Source organism: Paenarthrobacter sp., assembly GCF_031180005.1.
GTDB lineage: Bacteria > Actinomycetota > Actinomycetes > Actinomycetales > Micrococcaceae > Arthrobacter.
Window position 1 is genome coordinate 25,617 of sequence record NZ_JAPSHI010000014.1, and the last position, 14,260, is coordinate 39,876.

The 14,260-nt window shown below is 61.1% G+C and carries 17 protein-coding genes; 10 read left to right on the forward strand and 7 right to left on the reverse strand.

The window, feature by feature from the left end:
* The first annotated feature begins 10 nt into the window (after positions 1 to 10).
* On the forward strand, positions 11 to 1,432 hold the full coding sequence (locus tag RIF72_RS11750) for a serine/threonine-protein kinase (RefSeq protein ID WP_309075064.1): 1,422 nt from the start codon (positions 11 to 13) through the stop codon (positions 1,430 to 1,432).
* 93 nt (positions 1,433 to 1,525) lie between these two features.
* On the opposite strand, the gene RIF72_RS11755 is transcribed toward RIF72_RS11750, so the two are convergent.
* Both RIF72_RS11755 and RIF72_RS11760 read right to left on the reverse strand, forming a co-directional pair.
* Positions 1,526 to 2,998, reverse strand: coding sequence for a polysaccharide deacetylase family protein (locus tag RIF72_RS11755; RefSeq protein WP_309075065.1), 1,473 nt, complete (start codon positions 2,996 to 2,998; stop codon positions 1,526 to 1,528).
* A gap of 86 nt (positions 2,999 to 3,084) precedes the next feature.
* Positions 3,085 to 4,314 carry a GAF domain-containing sensor histidine kinase gene (locus RIF72_RS11760; protein WP_309075066.1) on the reverse strand — a complete coding sequence of 410 codons (1,230 nt, stop codon included), beginning with the start codon at positions 4,312 to 4,314 and terminating at the stop codon, positions 3,085 to 3,087.
* A gap of 78 nt (positions 4,315 to 4,392) precedes the next feature.
* Here RIF72_RS11760 and RIF72_RS11765 point away from each other — a divergent pair, with 78 nt between their 5' ends.
* A complete protein-coding gene (locus tag RIF72_RS11765; RefSeq protein WP_309075067.1) occupies positions 4,393 to 5,808 on the forward strand; it encodes an MFS transporter in 1,416 nt (471 codons plus the stop codon).
* 21 nt (positions 5,809 to 5,829) lie between these two features.
* Here RIF72_RS11765 and RIF72_RS11770 read toward each other — a convergent pair whose 3' ends face one another.
* Complete coding sequence (locus RIF72_RS11770; protein WP_309075068.1) at positions 5,830 to 6,468, reverse strand: isochorismatase family protein; 639 nt, start codon at positions 6,466 to 6,468, stop codon at positions 5,830 to 5,832.
* Between the two features lie 128 nt (positions 6,469 to 6,596).
* Here RIF72_RS11770 and RIF72_RS11775 point away from each other — a divergent pair, with 128 nt between their 5' ends.
* From RIF72_RS11775 to RIF72_RS11805, 7 genes are all read left to right on the forward strand, one after another.
* The gene (locus tag RIF72_RS11775) at positions 6,597 to 7,538 is read left to right on the forward strand and encodes a helix-turn-helix domain-containing protein (protein WP_309075069.1); all 942 of its coding nucleotides are present in this window, start codon (positions 6,597 to 6,599) and stop codon (positions 7,536 to 7,538) included.
* Between the two features lie 138 nt (positions 7,539 to 7,676).
* Entirely contained in the window at positions 7,677 to 8,084 is a 408-nt protein-coding gene (locus tag RIF72_RS11780) for an STAS/SEC14 domain-containing protein (RefSeq protein ID WP_309075070.1), read from the forward strand.
* Between the two features lie 69 nt (positions 8,085 to 8,153).
* The gene (locus RIF72_RS11785; RefSeq protein ID WP_309075071.1) at positions 8,154 to 8,633 is read left to right on the forward strand and encodes a hypothetical protein; all 480 of its coding nucleotides are present in this window, start codon (positions 8,154 to 8,156) and stop codon (positions 8,631 to 8,633) included.
* 150 nt (positions 8,634 to 8,783) lie between these two features.
* The gene (locus tag RIF72_RS11790) at positions 8,784 to 8,987 is read left to right on the forward strand and encodes a hypothetical protein (RefSeq protein ID WP_309075072.1); all 204 of its coding nucleotides are present in this window, start codon (positions 8,784 to 8,786) and stop codon (positions 8,985 to 8,987) included.
* A gap of 116 nt (positions 8,988 to 9,103) precedes the next feature.
* Entirely contained in the window at positions 9,104 to 9,907 is an 804-nt protein-coding gene (locus RIF72_RS11795) for a DUF1206 domain-containing protein (protein WP_309075073.1), read from the forward strand.
* Positions 9,908 to 10,002: 95 nt separating this feature from the next.
* Positions 10,003 to 10,938 carry an SDR family oxidoreductase gene (locus RIF72_RS11800; protein WP_309075074.1) on the forward strand — a complete coding sequence of 312 codons (936 nt, stop codon included), beginning with the start codon at positions 10,003 to 10,005 and terminating at the stop codon, positions 10,936 to 10,938.
* A 47-nt stretch (positions 10,939 to 10,985) separates the two neighbouring features.
* Positions 10,986 to 11,549, forward strand: coding sequence for an isochorismatase family cysteine hydrolase (locus tag RIF72_RS11805; protein ID WP_309075075.1), 564 nt, complete (start codon positions 10,986 to 10,988; stop codon positions 11,547 to 11,549).
* Here the strand turns inward: RIF72_RS11805 and RIF72_RS11810 are convergent.
* The 4 genes from RIF72_RS11810 to RIF72_RS11825 all read right to left on the reverse strand — a co-directional run bounded on the left by RIF72_RS11810 (position 11,541) and on the right by RIF72_RS11825 (position 13,591).
* Positions 11,541 to 12,404, reverse strand: a complete 864-nt coding sequence (locus RIF72_RS11810; protein ID WP_375164221.1) for a helix-turn-helix domain-containing protein — start codon at positions 12,402 to 12,404, stop codon at positions 11,541 to 11,543. The genes RIF72_RS11805 and RIF72_RS11810 overlap by 9 nt on opposite strands.
* 162 nt (positions 12,405 to 12,566) lie before the next feature.
* Positions 12,567 to 12,827, reverse strand: coding sequence for a hypothetical protein (locus tag RIF72_RS11815; RefSeq protein WP_309075077.1), 261 nt, complete (start codon positions 12,825 to 12,827; stop codon positions 12,567 to 12,569).
* Entirely contained in the window at positions 12,820 to 13,089 is a 270-nt protein-coding gene (locus RIF72_RS11820; protein ID WP_309075078.1) for a GlsB/YeaQ/YmgE family stress response membrane protein, read from the reverse strand. Before RIF72_RS11820 ends, RIF72_RS11815 begins: the two co-directional genes overlap by 8 nt.
* Positions 13,090 to 13,393: 304 nt before the next feature.
* Positions 13,394 to 13,591, reverse strand: coding sequence for a CsbD family protein (locus tag RIF72_RS11825; RefSeq protein WP_309075079.1), 198 nt, complete (start codon positions 13,589 to 13,591; stop codon positions 13,394 to 13,396).
* A gap of 185 nt (positions 13,592 to 13,776) precedes the next feature.
* On the opposite strand from RIF72_RS11825, the gene RIF72_RS11830 reads away from it, so the two are divergent.
* Entirely contained in the window at positions 13,777 to 14,211 is a 435-nt protein-coding gene (locus RIF72_RS11830) for a hypothetical protein (RefSeq protein ID WP_309075080.1), read from the forward strand.
* Positions 14,212 to 14,260 lie beyond the last annotated feature (49 nt).

Here is a 14,260-nt window from a genome sequence, read left to right on the forward strand (position 1 = left end):
CGTGACATTCGTGGGCAACAATGACGAGGCCGTGGACCCCCAACTCCCCGCCTCCAGCGAAACCGCAGGAACAGGCGATGAAGGAACGGACGCCACTGAAACACTTGAAGGCCGCTACCAGCTTGGGCCTCTGCTGGGTAGGGGCGCCATGTCTGCCGTCTACAAGGCGACGGACATGCTCCTTGGCCGCGACGTAGCTATCAAGATTTTCCTGCCCGGTTCAGGCGACGAATCGTTCCGTGCCCGCCAGGAAAATGAAATGCGGCTTCTGGCTGCCTTTGATCACCCAGGGTTGGTGGCCGCCTTTGACGCCGGCGTCGATACGCGCAACGACGAAGAGCGCGCGTACCTGGTCATGGAACTGGCTGATGGCCGGGATTTACGCGCCATTCTGGCTGACGGACCGCTCACGGTTCCCGAGACCGCGCGCATCGGGATCCGGCTCGCGGGGGCACTGTCCCAGGTTCATGAACACGGAGTTATCCACCGCGATATCAAGCCGGCCAACATCCTGGTATCCGACGACGACGGCGTGGGACAGTCGGTGAAGCTAGCGGACTTTGGCGTCGCACTGGTCATGAACGACAACCGCCTCACCGCAACAGGCTTTACCGTGGGGACCGCCCAATACCTCAGCCCGGAACAGGCGCAAGGGCTCGGACTGACTCCCGCGAGCGACATCTACTCGCTGGGCTTGGTACTCCTCGAATGCCTCACCGGCAGGGCCGAGTACCCGGGGACGCCAATTGAAACGGCATCAGCCCGCCTGCACCGCGCGCCGCAGGTCCCCCTGGAATTGCCTGGTCCGCTGCGGGAGCTCCTCGAAGCCATGACGGACATGGATCCCGAAAAGCGCCCAACGGCACAACACGTCGAACAGGCGCTCGGGGATGAAGGGATCCAGACCGGGCGCAGGACCGCGCTGCTGCCGGCCGTGCCGTCGAGGCCACCACTCCACACGCCAACCAAGAGGCAAGCTACCGTCACCAGCCTCAGGGACTTCAATAAGCGACGACCCAGGACCGTTCGAGGCGTCGCCGCGGCGGCCGTAACCATACCGCTCGCTTTGCTGATCCTCTCCCAAGGGCTCACGCCCACGGGCAACATGACCGATCCCTCCCAAATTGGGGACACCGGGGTTTCCCAAGCTGAGCCGCAGCCGACGACGCCGGTGGTGCCTGCTCTTCCTGTTGCGCCAGCGACCGCCGAAGCCGTGCCCGCCGAAGCCGTGCCGGTGGACGCCCCGCCCGCTGAGGTGGTCAATCTGCAGCAGCCCGCGCAAGTGCCGGTTCAGCAGCCCGCGCAGGTGCCGCCACCCGCACCAGCTCCAGCGCCCGCGGTGATGCCAGGCCCGGAGATCGCCAAGGAAAAGAGCCAGGGCAAGAGTGAGAAGAAGCCTGAAAAGGCCAAGGGACCCGGGGAAGGCAAATAGCCTTGGCATCGTAAACCAGCGCACGGTAAACCAGCGCACGGTACACAACGCACGACGGCGACCTGCCGCCGTCGTGCGCTGTGTACCGGAAGTTCAGCGTCCCGGAACGCACCCGGGCGCGGTACCGCGGCACTTGTAGGACGCGCCGGGTCTCAGGTCGATCCCCGCGAAAAGCTGCGGAAGGGTGACCAAGTAGAAGCCCTTTCCTTTGAGTTGGGCAATGAGCTCGGCCTGGCCATCCACGGTGGAAGCATGGACGTCGTGTTGGAGGATGATCGATCCTGGCTTGACCAGGTTCATGATCCGGGGGAGGAACACCGATTTGTTTTTGGACTGCCAGTCCATGGAGTCCACATCCCAGATTATTTGGGGTAGCCCCACGGAAGCGGCAACTGTCTTATTTGTTGCTCCGTACGGTGGCCGCATGTAAGCGGGCACCACTCCTGTCGCCTTTTCTATGGTGTTCGTTGCCCCCTGAATCTCGCCCTCGATGCTTGCCGGCGACAATTTGGTCAGGTACGGGTGGCTCATGGTGTGGTTTGCGATGGTGTGGCCCGCTGCTGCAACGGCCTTGGCCACTCCCGGATTGGCCCCGACGTATCCTCCCTGCTGGAAGAACGTGGCGAACACTTTATGCCTTTCGAGTATCGCCAAAAGACGAGTGGTTTGGGCGTTCGGCCCGTCGTCATAGGTGAGGGCGGCGCAGGCAACGAGGTCACAGTTGATGTGCGCCCTGCCCACCGGCGCGGGTCGGGGGGCCTTGAACGCTACCGCGGCGATGACTGCCGTGCGAAGGGCGCGGCCTGCGGGCGAAATGACCTCATCCGTGGCTTCGGCGTTCAAGTTCACGGTGACGGCGTCGGGCAACGCGGCGCCGGACACAGGGTCCCGGTGGACGGTGACGCTGAGATCCCCTGCGGAGGTGAACGCGACAGCGGTGAGCATCTCGGCGTCGGAAACGGAGTTTGGTGTCGGGTTCAGGGCCGGGTCCTGCGTTGGAAAAGCGGTGCCGATGGTATCCCCGAGTATTGTCCGTAGGGTGCTGGTCATGGCCGGGTTGATCAAGCTGGCACTGCCGGTAACAACACCCGTGCTGAGGTCCTCGTAGGTGATCTCGTCGATGCGATCGGTGCGGACGCCTCCGATCATGGTTGTTTGCACGAACCTGGATCCCACAACGCTTCCACTGGCCAGAACAATTTCATGGTTGACCGAAACGCCGTCGGCCAAGAGTGCAGCGGGGGTGGCCGGCAGTGCCGCGGGTTCGTGACGACCGCCGGCCCGGGCATCGAAAACGCTGAGCAGTCGGGCATCGAGCTTGCTGTTGAAAGTCCCGGCCCCGCTGATGTACTGCCACGTCGCAACGGTGGGCGATGCCCCGGCCGTGCGCGTTGTCATGTCCACGATGGACGTCTCCCGGGCGATCTTGGACGGCGCCTTCCCGATGACCGCGGTTGGTGCCTGGGGCGCTGGCTGGGTGGTCACGGGGACGCAGGCCGCTATGAAGAGCACGATGACTACGAGCGGGATCGTGAACGGTGAGCGGACGGGGGCGGGCCGCTGCATGGTTTCTTCTACCGGGCGTACGAGGTGGTCATGCCTCGAATGATGACAGGCGCAACGCCTAAGAACCCGGAGACACCCCGGAGCGTTTAGAGTTCGGCGGGAAAACTAACCGTAACGGTGGTTCCGCCGTCGGGAGTTTCGGCCAGGGTGAGGTCGCCGCCGTGTGCTTTCGCGATACTGCTGCAGGTGGCCAGGCCGAGTCCGGAGCCGGGGCCGTCACCTTCCCGCCGGAGACGTACCAATGGTTCCAAGACTTTGGCGCGGTCCTCGGGCTTGATGCCCTTGCCGTTGTCCGCAACGAAGATCGTAGCGCCGTGATAGTTCGAAACGCCGCTGATGCGGACGCGGAGATCGCGATCGGGGCTGCGGTAATTCATGGCGTTGGACAGCAGGTTTTGCAACAGCGTGCGGAGTTGTCCGCGGTCGGCGTGGAGAGTCAGGTCTTCAACGTCCACGATGCCGTCGTTTTCGATGCCCAAATCGCGGGCCACTTCTTCGGCAATTTCGTGCAGCGAAACTTGCACCGGCTGGATGGCGCCGCCCACGCGGGAGTAGCTCAGCACATCTTCGAGCATGCCGAGCATCCGCCGTCCACTAGAGCCGATTCGGTCCAGATAGCGCGCGGCGGTGCTGTTCGGTTCTACGTCGGGATCGTCTTCCACCAGTTCCACATAGCCGAGGATGGTGGTGAGGGGAATGCGGAGATCGTGGCTGACGCGTCCGGCGAATCCGGCCAGCTTGGCGTTGCTGTCCCTCAACTCGGCGTAGGTGCGGTCAAGCTGTACCGTGCGGTGCTGAAGCTCCAGAAGCTCAACAACCTGTTTCGCCAGGACCTCCAGCATACTCACCTGTTCGGGGCGCAGGTCATTGGTCTTATCCGAGAACACGCACAAGGTTCCCGGTACGAAACCCGATTCTGTCTGCAGCGGCACCGAAGCGTAAAAGCGGACGTTGCCGATTTCGCCCGTGACAAAGGGATTGTCCGCGAAACGCGGGTCCTTGGACGCGTCGGCCACTACTGTTCTCTCACGGGTAAGGAACACCTTGGCGCACATGGAATCCTCGCGGGAGCAGACTCCGGGGTCAACACCCCAAGCTCCGATCTGGTGCTGGTATTCCGCGCTGATGATGTTGACCACGCCAAAGGGCGCACCGCATAGCTCGGTAGCCAGCCGCACAAGGTTCTGCAGGGCGCTCATGACGGCGGCATTGGGAAGGAGGGTGGAATCCACTGCAGGGTCCAGGCCATATTCCCGTAATTCCAGATCCCGGCTGATGTCTTCAGTGAAGGACAGCTGCCCCTGAACTTCCGTCATGTTATTACTCCCCCAAGCGTTTTTAGGATTCCTTGCCGATACTACCGGGACGCTGGCGGCGGTGGTTTACTGGGACGCATGACCGAGCAGGAACCGGCCTCCGCCGCGTCTACCGACAGTATCGATCTCTCCATACGCACTCCCGCGCAAAGAGCCCGGACCTTTACCGGGATCCTGGTGAACACCGCCCTGGCGAACATCACCACAAGCTATCTCTGGTTCGCCCTGACGTTCTGGGTGTACCTGGAGACGCGGAATGTGATCGCTACAGGGGTGATTGGCGGTGCGTACATGCTGCTGATCGCCCTCTCCAGCATCAGTTTCGGAACCTTCGTGGACCGTTACCGCAAACTTGCAGTGATGCGTTTCGCCGCAGCCTTCACCATGGTGATGTTCGTCCTCTCGGGCGTCATGTTCCTGCTGACACCCGAGCGGGCGCTACTCGACCTGACCCAGCCATGGTTCTGGATCTTCACCATGATCATCCTGATCGGCGCCGTGGTGGAGAACATGCGGAATATTGCCCTGTCCACCACCGTCACCATACTGATCGAACCTGATCGGCGCGCCAATGCGAACGGGCTCGTTGGTATGGTGCAGGGGCTCATGTTCATCGTCACTTCGGTCCTTTCCGGGCTATCGGTAGGACTGCTGGGCATGGGGTGGACGGTAGTTGTCGCCTTGGTGCTGACCGCATTGGCCTTCGGGCACTTGCTCATGCTGCGCCTGCCGGAGGAAGTAAAGGCAGCGCCCTCTGATGCACAAGGCGGATTCGACATGCGGGGGTCGTGGGCTGCCGTCATGGCAATATCCGGCCTGTTCGCTCTGATTCTTTTCTCCACCTTCAACAACTTCATCGGTGGCGTCTATATGGCGTTGATGGACCCCTACGGCCTGGAGATGTTCACTGTGGAAATGTGGGGAGTTGTCTTCGCCATTGGTGCCACAGGGTTCATCGTGGGCGGCGCGCTGATCGGAAAGTTCGGTCTCGGGTCCAATCCCTTGCGGACCATGCTCATCGCTGTGGTGCTGATGGGGTTCATCGGCGCGGTGTTCACGCTCCGAGAGTGGGCCTGGCTCTACATAGCAGGAATCTGGCTCTACATGGCGCTGGTGCCTGTGGTTGAAGCCGCCGAACAGACCGTCATCCAAAAAGTAGTGCCACTACCTCGGCAGGGCAGGGTGTTTGGTTTTGCCATGGCCTTCGAATCCGCGGCGGCGCCCATTACCGCCTTCCTCATTGCGCCTATCGCCCAGTTCTGGATCATCCCGTACGCCCGTTCCGAGGACGGAGCGGCCACCCTGGATCCGCTCTTGGGCCAGGGCATCTCCCGGGGCATCGCCCTGGTGTTCCTGGCCGCCGGCATCATCATGATCGTGGTGGCATTGATCGCCTTCCTGACTCCGGTCTATCGCCGCGTGTCCGCTTCGTATGCGCAGACAGCGGCGGAAGAACGGGAAAGCCAGGATGCGGACTCGCCTTCGTCACACTGATTCGGAACTGATCCGGGTTGATCAGGAAGCTGCCTGCAAGGCGGCTCCTGCCATGGCGGAGCTGCCCAGATCGCTCTTTTCCAGGGTATGTCCGGATTCAACGGCCTTGGCCCATGTTTCGGTGGGTGCAACGGCGGCCCAGTTGGAGTTCAGCAGTGCCATCAACGTGGTGTGCACTGTCTTCGCGTCAGCGGTTCCTGCCGCGTTGCTGAGGTTGATGGCTCCCGTGGCATCTGAAAGTACTTCGGTGGTGAAGCCAAGAAATTCTGCTTCCACCGCCGAGGCCAGGATGCAGTTGTTGGTCATGTAGCCCACCAAAGTGACGGTGTCGACGTCGTGCTCCCGCAGCCAGGCGGCAATGTCCGTGCCGGCGTACACGGATCCATACTGCTTGACTACCTTTTTCCAGGAACCGGTCCTGCGGGTTTCCACCTCGGGGTGCAGCTCATATTCCGCTGTTCCCGGGGCGAAGACGGGTGCGCCTTCTCCTTCGCTGTGCTGGATTGCTGCGATGGGGATGCCCGCGGCAGTTGCGGCGTCGATGGCGTTGGCGATCAGGGGGAGCGACTCTTGGTGGGGCGGGTACTGGATTTCCAGCGGCCCGCTGAAGTACTGCTGCTGGACATCGACGAGGACCAGGGCGCGGTGGGGTGTGCTCATAGTGTTCTCCCGTGGTGGTTATTGGGGCGCCTTTTGGCGGCTCCCTCCATCATTCGTCCCTTGCCCCTGGTGCGCCAGTGGCACGAATGCCCATATACGATTGATTCAGGCCAACAGTGGAGGGCAGTATGAGGATCGCGGTGTACGCGTTCAACGGGGTCACGATGTTTCACCTTGCCGTGCCACAAATGGTTTTCGACGAGGTCTCACGCCAGGCACTAGCTGAGTGGAACACTGTCCTGTTCTCAGACCGGGCGGGCCACATCCAAACGGCCGAGGGGTACACATTGGGGCAGGTCCAAGGACTGTCGACGGCGGAACACGCCGACGTCGTAGTGGTGCCGTCCTGGTTCGACGACGAACGCGAGACCGGCGAAGCCCTCAGCAACGTCCTCCGGCTGGCCCATGGCAGGGGCGCAACCATCGTGGGTCTGTGCTTGGGAGCTATTCCCGTTGCCGACGCCGGTCTCCTGAACGGGCGATCTGCCGTGACCCACTGGCAAGCCTTTGATTCCCTCGCTGTCCGGCATCCGGACGTCTCCCTCGACCAAACAGTGCTGTACATCGATCACGGCGACGTCCTGACTTCTGCCGGCACAGCATCCGGACTCGATGCATGCCTGCACGTTGTGAGGGGGCGCTTGGGGGCGGAAGCGGCCAACCAAGTGGCGCGAAGCCTGGTGATCGCTCCGCACCGGGAAGGTGGGCAGGCTCAGTACATCGAGCATCCTCTTCCCCCGCGAGCTGAGGGCGATCCGATGGCGCGTTTGCTTGAGTGGGCGATGGGTCGGCTCGGTGAACCTCTCAGCATTGACCGGCTCGCGACCCAAGCCCACATGAGCCGTCGAACTTTCGTGCGCGCCTTCCGCGCCTCAACCGGGACCACGCCGTCGGCCTGGATACGTACACGCCGACTCGATGCCGCCCGCCGTCTGTTGGAAACCACCGACCTGTCTGTTGACCAGGTTGCGGCCGACTGCGGGTTCGGCAGCGCCGTGACTCTCAGGCAGAACTTTGCCAGCGCCTTTTCCACCTCACCCACGGACTACAGGCGCCGCTTTACCGCATGACTGCCGAAAGCCGTCACGGAAACCAAAGCAAAGATCACTCTTTTTGGATGAGACGTGGTGATTGCTGCGTAGTGCAGGGTGGAGTCAGCCGGCGGCATGCGGGCAGTCCTGCAAACCTGCAGAGATGGAGACGGTTCTATGGCTGAGACGGACCACGTCGATTACACCATCCAGCTCGAGCCGGACAATGTCTTGATACTGGCTTGGGACCCTGGTGTCAGAATCGAAGCCGGTAACGCCCGTGCGGCAGTGGACGCGGTCAATGAGTTCGCTGCCGGTAATCGCTATCCCTTGCTGGTCAGGATGGCTAATGCAAGCCATCTGAGTCGCGCGGCACGTGACGTTTTCATCGAACCCTGTGCGGCCACCAGAATCGCGTTGCTGGGTGAAAATCCTGTTGACCGCATACTCGTCGACTACCAGCTGGCCGCCCAACCCGCGCCTTGCCCCACGCGGTTCTTTACCTCCGAAGCCGAGGCAATGACATGGCTTCTGGAGCCGGAGCAACAGGCCGGTGAGCAGCAGGGCCGCACAGCAACTGGGTAAGAACTCCATGACGCTCTATACCTCCAACAGGAGGTGTGGAATCATCGGCGAATGGACCAATATCTGTGGGTGTTGAAACAAGATCAACTTGATTTGATTCGCGAATTGGAGCCAGCCAGACTTGAGCTCCTCGACGAGGAAGGCTTGCTCCAGCTCCATAAACGGGTGCGGAAGGCCAGGAACAAGTACACCACCAACTATCGGCGCAAAGCGGCAGACGAAGTACTGGAAGCCGGCGGTCGCGGAGCCGCAGCCAACAAGTCGGACAAAGCGCGTGCCCGGGCTTTCGTGTTCGAGGAAGCCCTTTCCATCGTGAGCACGGAACTTGCCCGTGTGGCCCATGAGGCGGCAGAAGAACTCAAGGATGAGCGGCTGGAACGCGCCAGTGCCGGCAAGTCCGCTGGACCGGAGAGCGCCGGGACCGGTACCAAATCCACCAGCAGTTCGGGCCGGGCCCGTTCGCACCAGAAAACCACCGGGGGAGTGAAACGGGACGCCTCCAGCCGTTCGCAAGGCGCCCAGCGACAAGCGAAAAAGGACGCCCGCTAAGATCCTTTTCCTTCACCCGGCCGGATTCGACGTCCGGGCTTGAATCTTGAGGGAATCTTGAGATGCCCCGGCGCCCTTCTTGAGGACCCCGTCCGATGGTTGAATCATCAGCCAATCAGCTGACGGGAACTTCCAGGAAGGACCACCGAAATGACTGACCAGATCTCCGCTAAGTCCGTGACTGCCGGCGCCGCCCCCACGAATTCCGACGCCCTGGCTGGCACTGCGGAACCTGCGGGTTCAGCTGGAGAATCCGTTGGCCAGACCCGTGCAGTGGTGACCGTCCGTGAGCAATTCAACCCCCTTGGGGCCGGGCTCCGGAGCATCTGGCCGCAGTCGGTCGTCGGGTTCTAGCGCGCCAAGCTTTATTGGGGCCGGCACCTCGTTATTCGGGCAAGTACCTGCCTGACGCTGTTTAAGGGACGATGGAGTCCAGCGCGAAAATAAGGAGGCTTGCCATTAAGGAAGAGATGAGAAAGGCCGCTGATGTGGCCGGGGAAGCCGCGAATTCGCAGGCTTTCGCAGCTGTTGCCCGGGTCGGCTATGCCGTGAGCGGGCTGCTGCACATACTCATTGGCGTCATCGCAGTCCAACTCGCGGTGGGCCGCGGCGGCGAGGCTGATGTCAGCGGCGCGGTGACCGAGTTGGCCAACAAGCCAGCAGGACCCCTCCTGCTCTGGGCCTGCTTTACAGCCTGTGCAGCGCTTGTCCTGTGGCAGCTGGGAAATGCCATCCTTGGCTATCGCCTCGCGTCTGACAACAAACTGACCAAGCGGTTATCGGCCTTGGGCCAGGCCTTGGTGTTCGCTGCATTGGCGGCCACCATCATGTCCTTCCTCGTTGGACAGGGCCAGAACAGTCGGGAGTCCAGCAGCGACTTCACTGTCACGCTCATGAAGGCACCCTTCGGGGTATTCCTGCTGATCGCCGTCGGCATCGGTATCGCCATTACCGGCATCGTGTTTGCTGTTAGGGGCTTCCGTCGGAAATTCACCAAGGACCTTTCCTTGTCATCCAACCGGACCGTGCACCAGTTCCAGCTGTGGGTTGGCGTGGTGGGTTACATCGCAAAGGGGATCGCCCTGTTCCTTGTGGGATTGCTGGTGGTCATTGCCGCCGTTCGCGCGCAGCCCGAACAATCAACGGGCCTTGACGGAAGTTTGAAAGCCTTGAAGGAGCAGCCCTACGGTCCGTACTTGTTGGCTGCCGTGGCGTTAGGGCTCATCGCCTATGGCCTTTTCCTGATGGTTAAGGCGAGGACTCTCCGGACCTAGTTCCAGCTGCGTTTAGGAGCTTGGGAGCCGGGGTACAGGGCAAAAGTACCGGCAGTGAATAAGTACCGGCAGTGAAATCCGAAAAGGGGCAGAACATGACTCAACGTGATCCGAACCAGCCTGACAAGCCACTAACCGACGGGAACCGCCTCACCTCCGCGCCATCAGACCCTCGCAGCGGGTACCACTCGGGCGAATTCCCTCAGCAGGAGCAGGAACAGCCGGGCCTCACGCAACCACTGGATCCGCAACCGGACCATGGCGAGAAGAGCTATGTGGGGCATGGGCGCTTGCAGGGAAAAACCGCCCTCATTACCGGCGGCGACTCCGGCATCGGCGCTGCGGTGGCCATTGCCTACGCGCGCGAGGGCGCCAACGTGGCCATTAGCTATCTTCCGGAGGAAGAGGAAGACGCTCAGTCGACGGCGGAATGGATCCGTGAGTGCGGAGCGCAAGCACTGCTGTTGCCCGGTGATGCGAGGGACGAAGGCTTCGCAGCTGAAATTGTGGAACGCACCGTGCAGGAGCTTGGCGGGCTCAATGTAGTGGTGTTGAACGCGGCTTACCAGAAGAACCGCGAAGGCTTGGAGACCATCCCCACCGAGGAGTTCGACCGTGTCTTCAAGACCAACCTGTACTCACTCATCTGGACGGCACAAGCAGCCATCCCACATCTCCGTCCGGGCGCCTCGGTCATTGTCACAGCGTCCATCCAGGCGTTTAATCCTTCCGCCCAGTTGATCGACTATGCCATGACCAAAGCGGCCCAAGTGGCCTTCACCAAGGCCATGGCCGAGGAACTTGGGCCCAAGGGAATCCGTGTCAACGCCGTGGCACCTGGTCCCATTTGGACCCCGCTGATTCCCGCCACCGAATGGCCGGACAAGCTGCCCACCTTTGGACAGGACACGCCGCTGGGCCGTGCCGGCCAGCCTGCTGAGCTGGCACCGGCCTACGTGTTGCTGGCATCAGACGAAGGATCCTACATTTCAGGGGCAGTCCTTCCCGTAACGGGTGGTAAGGGACTCTGATCACTGCCCGGCCGGTCTGTTGAAGTTCACGTGTAAGGGGAGAAAGAATGTTCGCTGTGTTGGTGATCGACATGCAGAACGCCTACTTCGAAGACCCTGCTCTGAAGGGGCGCCAGGAAGAAATTGTTGCTGCCTGCAACTCGTTGACCAGCAGCGCGCTCCAAACCGGGGCCAAAGTGCTCCTGATAGGAACTGTTCATGAACGGGACAAATCCACGTGGAGCCTGAACATGCTGGACGATGACCAGGGGTTCATCTTCAGGGGCAGTGAGCAGGCCGAGTTCGTTCCCGGCCTGCTCACTGAAGACTATCCACGGCTGATCAAGACCAGGGACAGCGCCTTTTTTGGCACAGATCTTGCAATGCGCTTGAGGAACTGGGACGTGGACACCGTCATTCTTGCCGGCATTTCGGCCCATAACTGCATCGCCCAAACGGCCGCAGATGCCTTCGCGCACAACATCAAAGTGATCTACGCAGCGGAGGCCATTGGAACGGAGAACGCGGAGGCCGCAGAGTCCGTACTCCGCGTCCTCACGCGTGAATACCGGCAGAACGTATTGCCCTTGGAAGAGATACGTCAGCTTCTGGGCTCAGCTCCTTCAGCCTAGTTCTTCCCTTTCAACGGGAATCCACAGCTGCCCGCGGCCATGCATGCCGCCCGGTTCCACTTGGACGCTGAGCATCTCCGGTCCCGGCGCCCATCTGTAAGGGTTTGCGGGAAACCACTCGGTAGCGGCGTCTGCCCACATACCTTGCAGGACTTCCGGGAACTTTCCCTCGGTTTCAAAGACAACCCACAGGCCAGCGGGGACCTCAAGGGACTCGAAACCTTCCGGCGCTGGTTTGGTGGAGGCTACTGCGTGCCAGTAGTCCAGTTCGCTTCCCTCGGTGCGTTGCTCATCGATGTTGTCAGTGACTGAGAGCGGGCCGGCCGGTTCCATGTCCGCAAGCTCCAGCAAGGACTTGGTGACCGCGGGGTCCACTCCGCGCTGGAAATCAATGATGGCTTGATTGGGTCCCTCATGGACCAACGGGACACGGGCTTTCAGGCCGATGAGGCGGAAAGCGGGTTGATCTTCAATGCGGTGCTTCATGTCGGTGTTTCCTTCGACTCGGAGGTGGAACCTCAATTGAGGTTGGGAATGGAGAACCGCCCCCGGTTGTCGTGCCTCAGAGGGGCTTAGCCCGTGCAGGGACCTGAACGCACGGGTGAATGCCTCAGCTGATCCGTATCCGTAGCGAACGGCAACGTCCAGCACTGTCCCGCCCTCCAGGATTTCCGCAGTGGCTGCCGTCAGGCGCCGCCTGCGGATGTAGTCAGAGATTGGCAGGCCGGCCAGGGAGGAAAACATCCGCCGGAAGTGGTACTCGGAGGTCAGGGCAGCGCGAGCCAAGACACCCACCTCGATCTCCGCAGTGAGGTCTTTCTCGATGAGCTCTATGGCCCGGTTCCACCCCTGCATCATGCCTCCCTCTTGCACCGTGTTCTCCCTTCTTTCCATCGACGCTACGCGGACCACCGCATGGATGCCCCAACAATCCATGCCCGAAAATATCAGGCCCGACAACGCAAGAACCCGGAGACTGCATCTGCAGTTCTCCGGGTTCTTGGCTGGATTCAGATGTTACGGTCGACTGGAGCCAGACGCTTCTTCATCCGGTTCGGAAGAGAAGGGCCGGTCCTCGGGAACGTCTTCCGTGTTCTTTTCGTCTAATTCGGCGTCTGCCGAAGGTACCGTCTTTTCGGCGTAGTCACCCTCGGTGTAGTCGCCTCCGGCGTCATCTTTCAGGGTTTCCGGAGACACTCCGGTGTCGCCGTAGTCGCCCTCGGAATACTGGCCTTCCAGTTCGTCGCCGTTGGCGTCGCGGTTCTCGTTATTAGCCATGGTGTGCCTTACGACCGGTGACCAGGCCGTAAATCAGCAGCACGATGATGGAGCCGCCGATGGCCAAGAGCCACGTGGTGAGAGAGAAGAACTCCTGGAGGCCCGTTCCGAAGATGAGTCCGCCGATCCAACCGCCCAGAAGAGCGCCGACGACGCCCAAAAGGAGGGTTACCAGCCAGCCGCCACCCTGGCGGCCGGGAAGAATAAGCTTAGCGATAGCGCCGGCCAAAAGACCGAGCAGAAGAAAACCAAAGAAACCCATTTTTGCTCCTACTTTCTTGTTGATGGAAATTCCATGAACGTGATGAAGCGAGTATGTTCATCGGGTGCCTGTTCCAAGGTGTAGGCACCGTAATGGGGCCTCGGGGGCCCTATGGAATGTGGGGGAGTGGAACTATTTATGCAACCCCGATGAATTTATGAAATGCAGCCAATAAAGCACTCCTGCCGATTGGGTCGGACTCAGTACTACACCAGCAACGCTAGCGGCTCCCGGGGCAAGTAGCAAGTAACCTGACTATTAGTTGATCCTTGCTTGCGAGCCCGGAATGCCGCGGATCCGCGGTCTAGTGGCCCTTGAGGGAGTCGCTGACTCCCTTGGCGGCGTCCTTGACTTTCTCGCCCGACTGCTTGACGTTTGCCTTCGATTGCTCGCCGACGCCCTGAGTCTGCAGGTCCCTGTCGCCAGTGGTTTCTCCGGTCTTTTCCTTGACCTTGCCGCCTGCTTCTTCGGCGGCATTACTGATCTTGTCACCCAGTCCCATGGTTTTCACTCCTCGGGTTTTGATGCGGTTACTTCCTGCGGATATCCGCTGGTTGGCATAACAGTTTAGTCGAATGTTTTATTTCGGCAAATCACTATTAACCGGCCCGCAATCAATGCGCAGGTGACACGGCATGCCCGGCAGGGATAGTGTCGAGGAATAACACCTCGGAAGGAGTGATTGCTGTGAAAGGCAAAGCATTGTTCGCCGTTGGCGTGGCTGTCGGCTACGTATGGGGATCGAAGTCCTGGCCGGAGGTGTACCGGCGGGTCCGCGGGGGCACTGAGAAGCTCTGGAAGAACCCTGAGGTTCAGGAGAACGTGCACCAGGCCACGGAGGCAGTCCAGGAGTCCGTGCCGGACATTGTGGACAACCTGTATGAGGCCGGCAAGAAGCTGCTGGAGAAGGCAGAAGCGATGTTCCCGGGCATTACCTCCCCGAAAGCGGGTCAGCAAACTGACTCCTCTTCCAGCAGCAAGCCCACCGTCACCACCGTGCCCACTATCAAGTCTGATGTGGTGTCCGATCCGGCCTTGGACGACGCCGCGGGAAGTGACTGGACAGGCGAGGGAGGCGCTGCTCCGGAAGGTCCGGCGACCAACACGCCACCCAAGGCCTAGAGTGTCCCGTCACTGAAGGCAGCGGCGTCTGGTGATTGCCGGCGTCGGG

Coding starts and splice junctions, on each gene's coding strand:
- RIF72_RS11810 (WP_375164221.1), bottom strand. CDS start 12,404: ATGCAGGGGTGGAACCGGGCCATAGAGCTCATCGAGAAAGACCTCACT.
- RIF72_RS11825 (WP_309075079.1), bottom strand. CDS start 13,591: ATGGGACTGGGTGACAAGATCAGTAATGCCGCCGAAGAAGCAGGCGGC.
- RIF72_RS11775 (WP_309075069.1), top strand. CDS start 6,597: ATGAGGATCGCGGTGTACGCGTTCAACGGGGTCACGATGTTTCACCTT.
- RIF72_RS11760 (WP_309075066.1), bottom strand. CDS start 4,314: ATGACGGAAGTTCAGGGGCAGCTGTCCTTCACTGAAGACATCAGCCGG.
- RIF72_RS11820 (WP_309075078.1), bottom strand. CDS start 13,089: ATGGGTTTCTTTGGTTTTCTTCTGCTCGGTCTTTTGGCCGGCGCTATC.
- RIF72_RS11800 (WP_309075074.1), top strand. CDS start 10,003: ATGACTCAACGTGATCCGAACCAGCCTGACAAGCCACTAACCGACGGG.
- RIF72_RS11815 (WP_309075077.1), bottom strand. CDS start 12,827: ATGGCTAATAACGAGAACCGCGACGCCAACGGCGACGAACTGGAAGGC.
- RIF72_RS11765 (WP_309075067.1), top strand. CDS start 4,393: ATGACCGAGCAGGAACCGGCCTCCGCCGCGTCTACCGACAGTATCGAT.
- RIF72_RS11790 (WP_309075072.1), top strand. CDS start 8,784: ATGACTGACCAGATCTCCGCTAAGTCCGTGACTGCCGGCGCCGCCCCC.
- RIF72_RS11805 (WP_309075075.1), top strand. CDS start 10,986: ATGTTCGCTGTGTTGGTGATCGACATGCAGAACGCCTACTTCGAAGAC.
- RIF72_RS11755 (WP_309075065.1), bottom strand. CDS start 2,998: ATGCAGCGGCCCGCCCCCGTCCGCTCACCGTTCACGATCCCGCTCGTA.
- RIF72_RS11795 (WP_309075073.1), top strand. CDS start 9,104: ATGAGAAAGGCCGCTGATGTGGCCGGGGAAGCCGCGAATTCGCAGGCT.
- RIF72_RS11780 (WP_309075070.1), top strand. CDS start 7,677: ATGGCTGAGACGGACCACGTCGATTACACCATCCAGCTCGAGCCGGAC.
- RIF72_RS11770 (WP_309075068.1), bottom strand. CDS start 6,468: ATGAGCACACCCCACCGCGCCCTGGTCCTCGTCGATGTCCAGCAGCAG.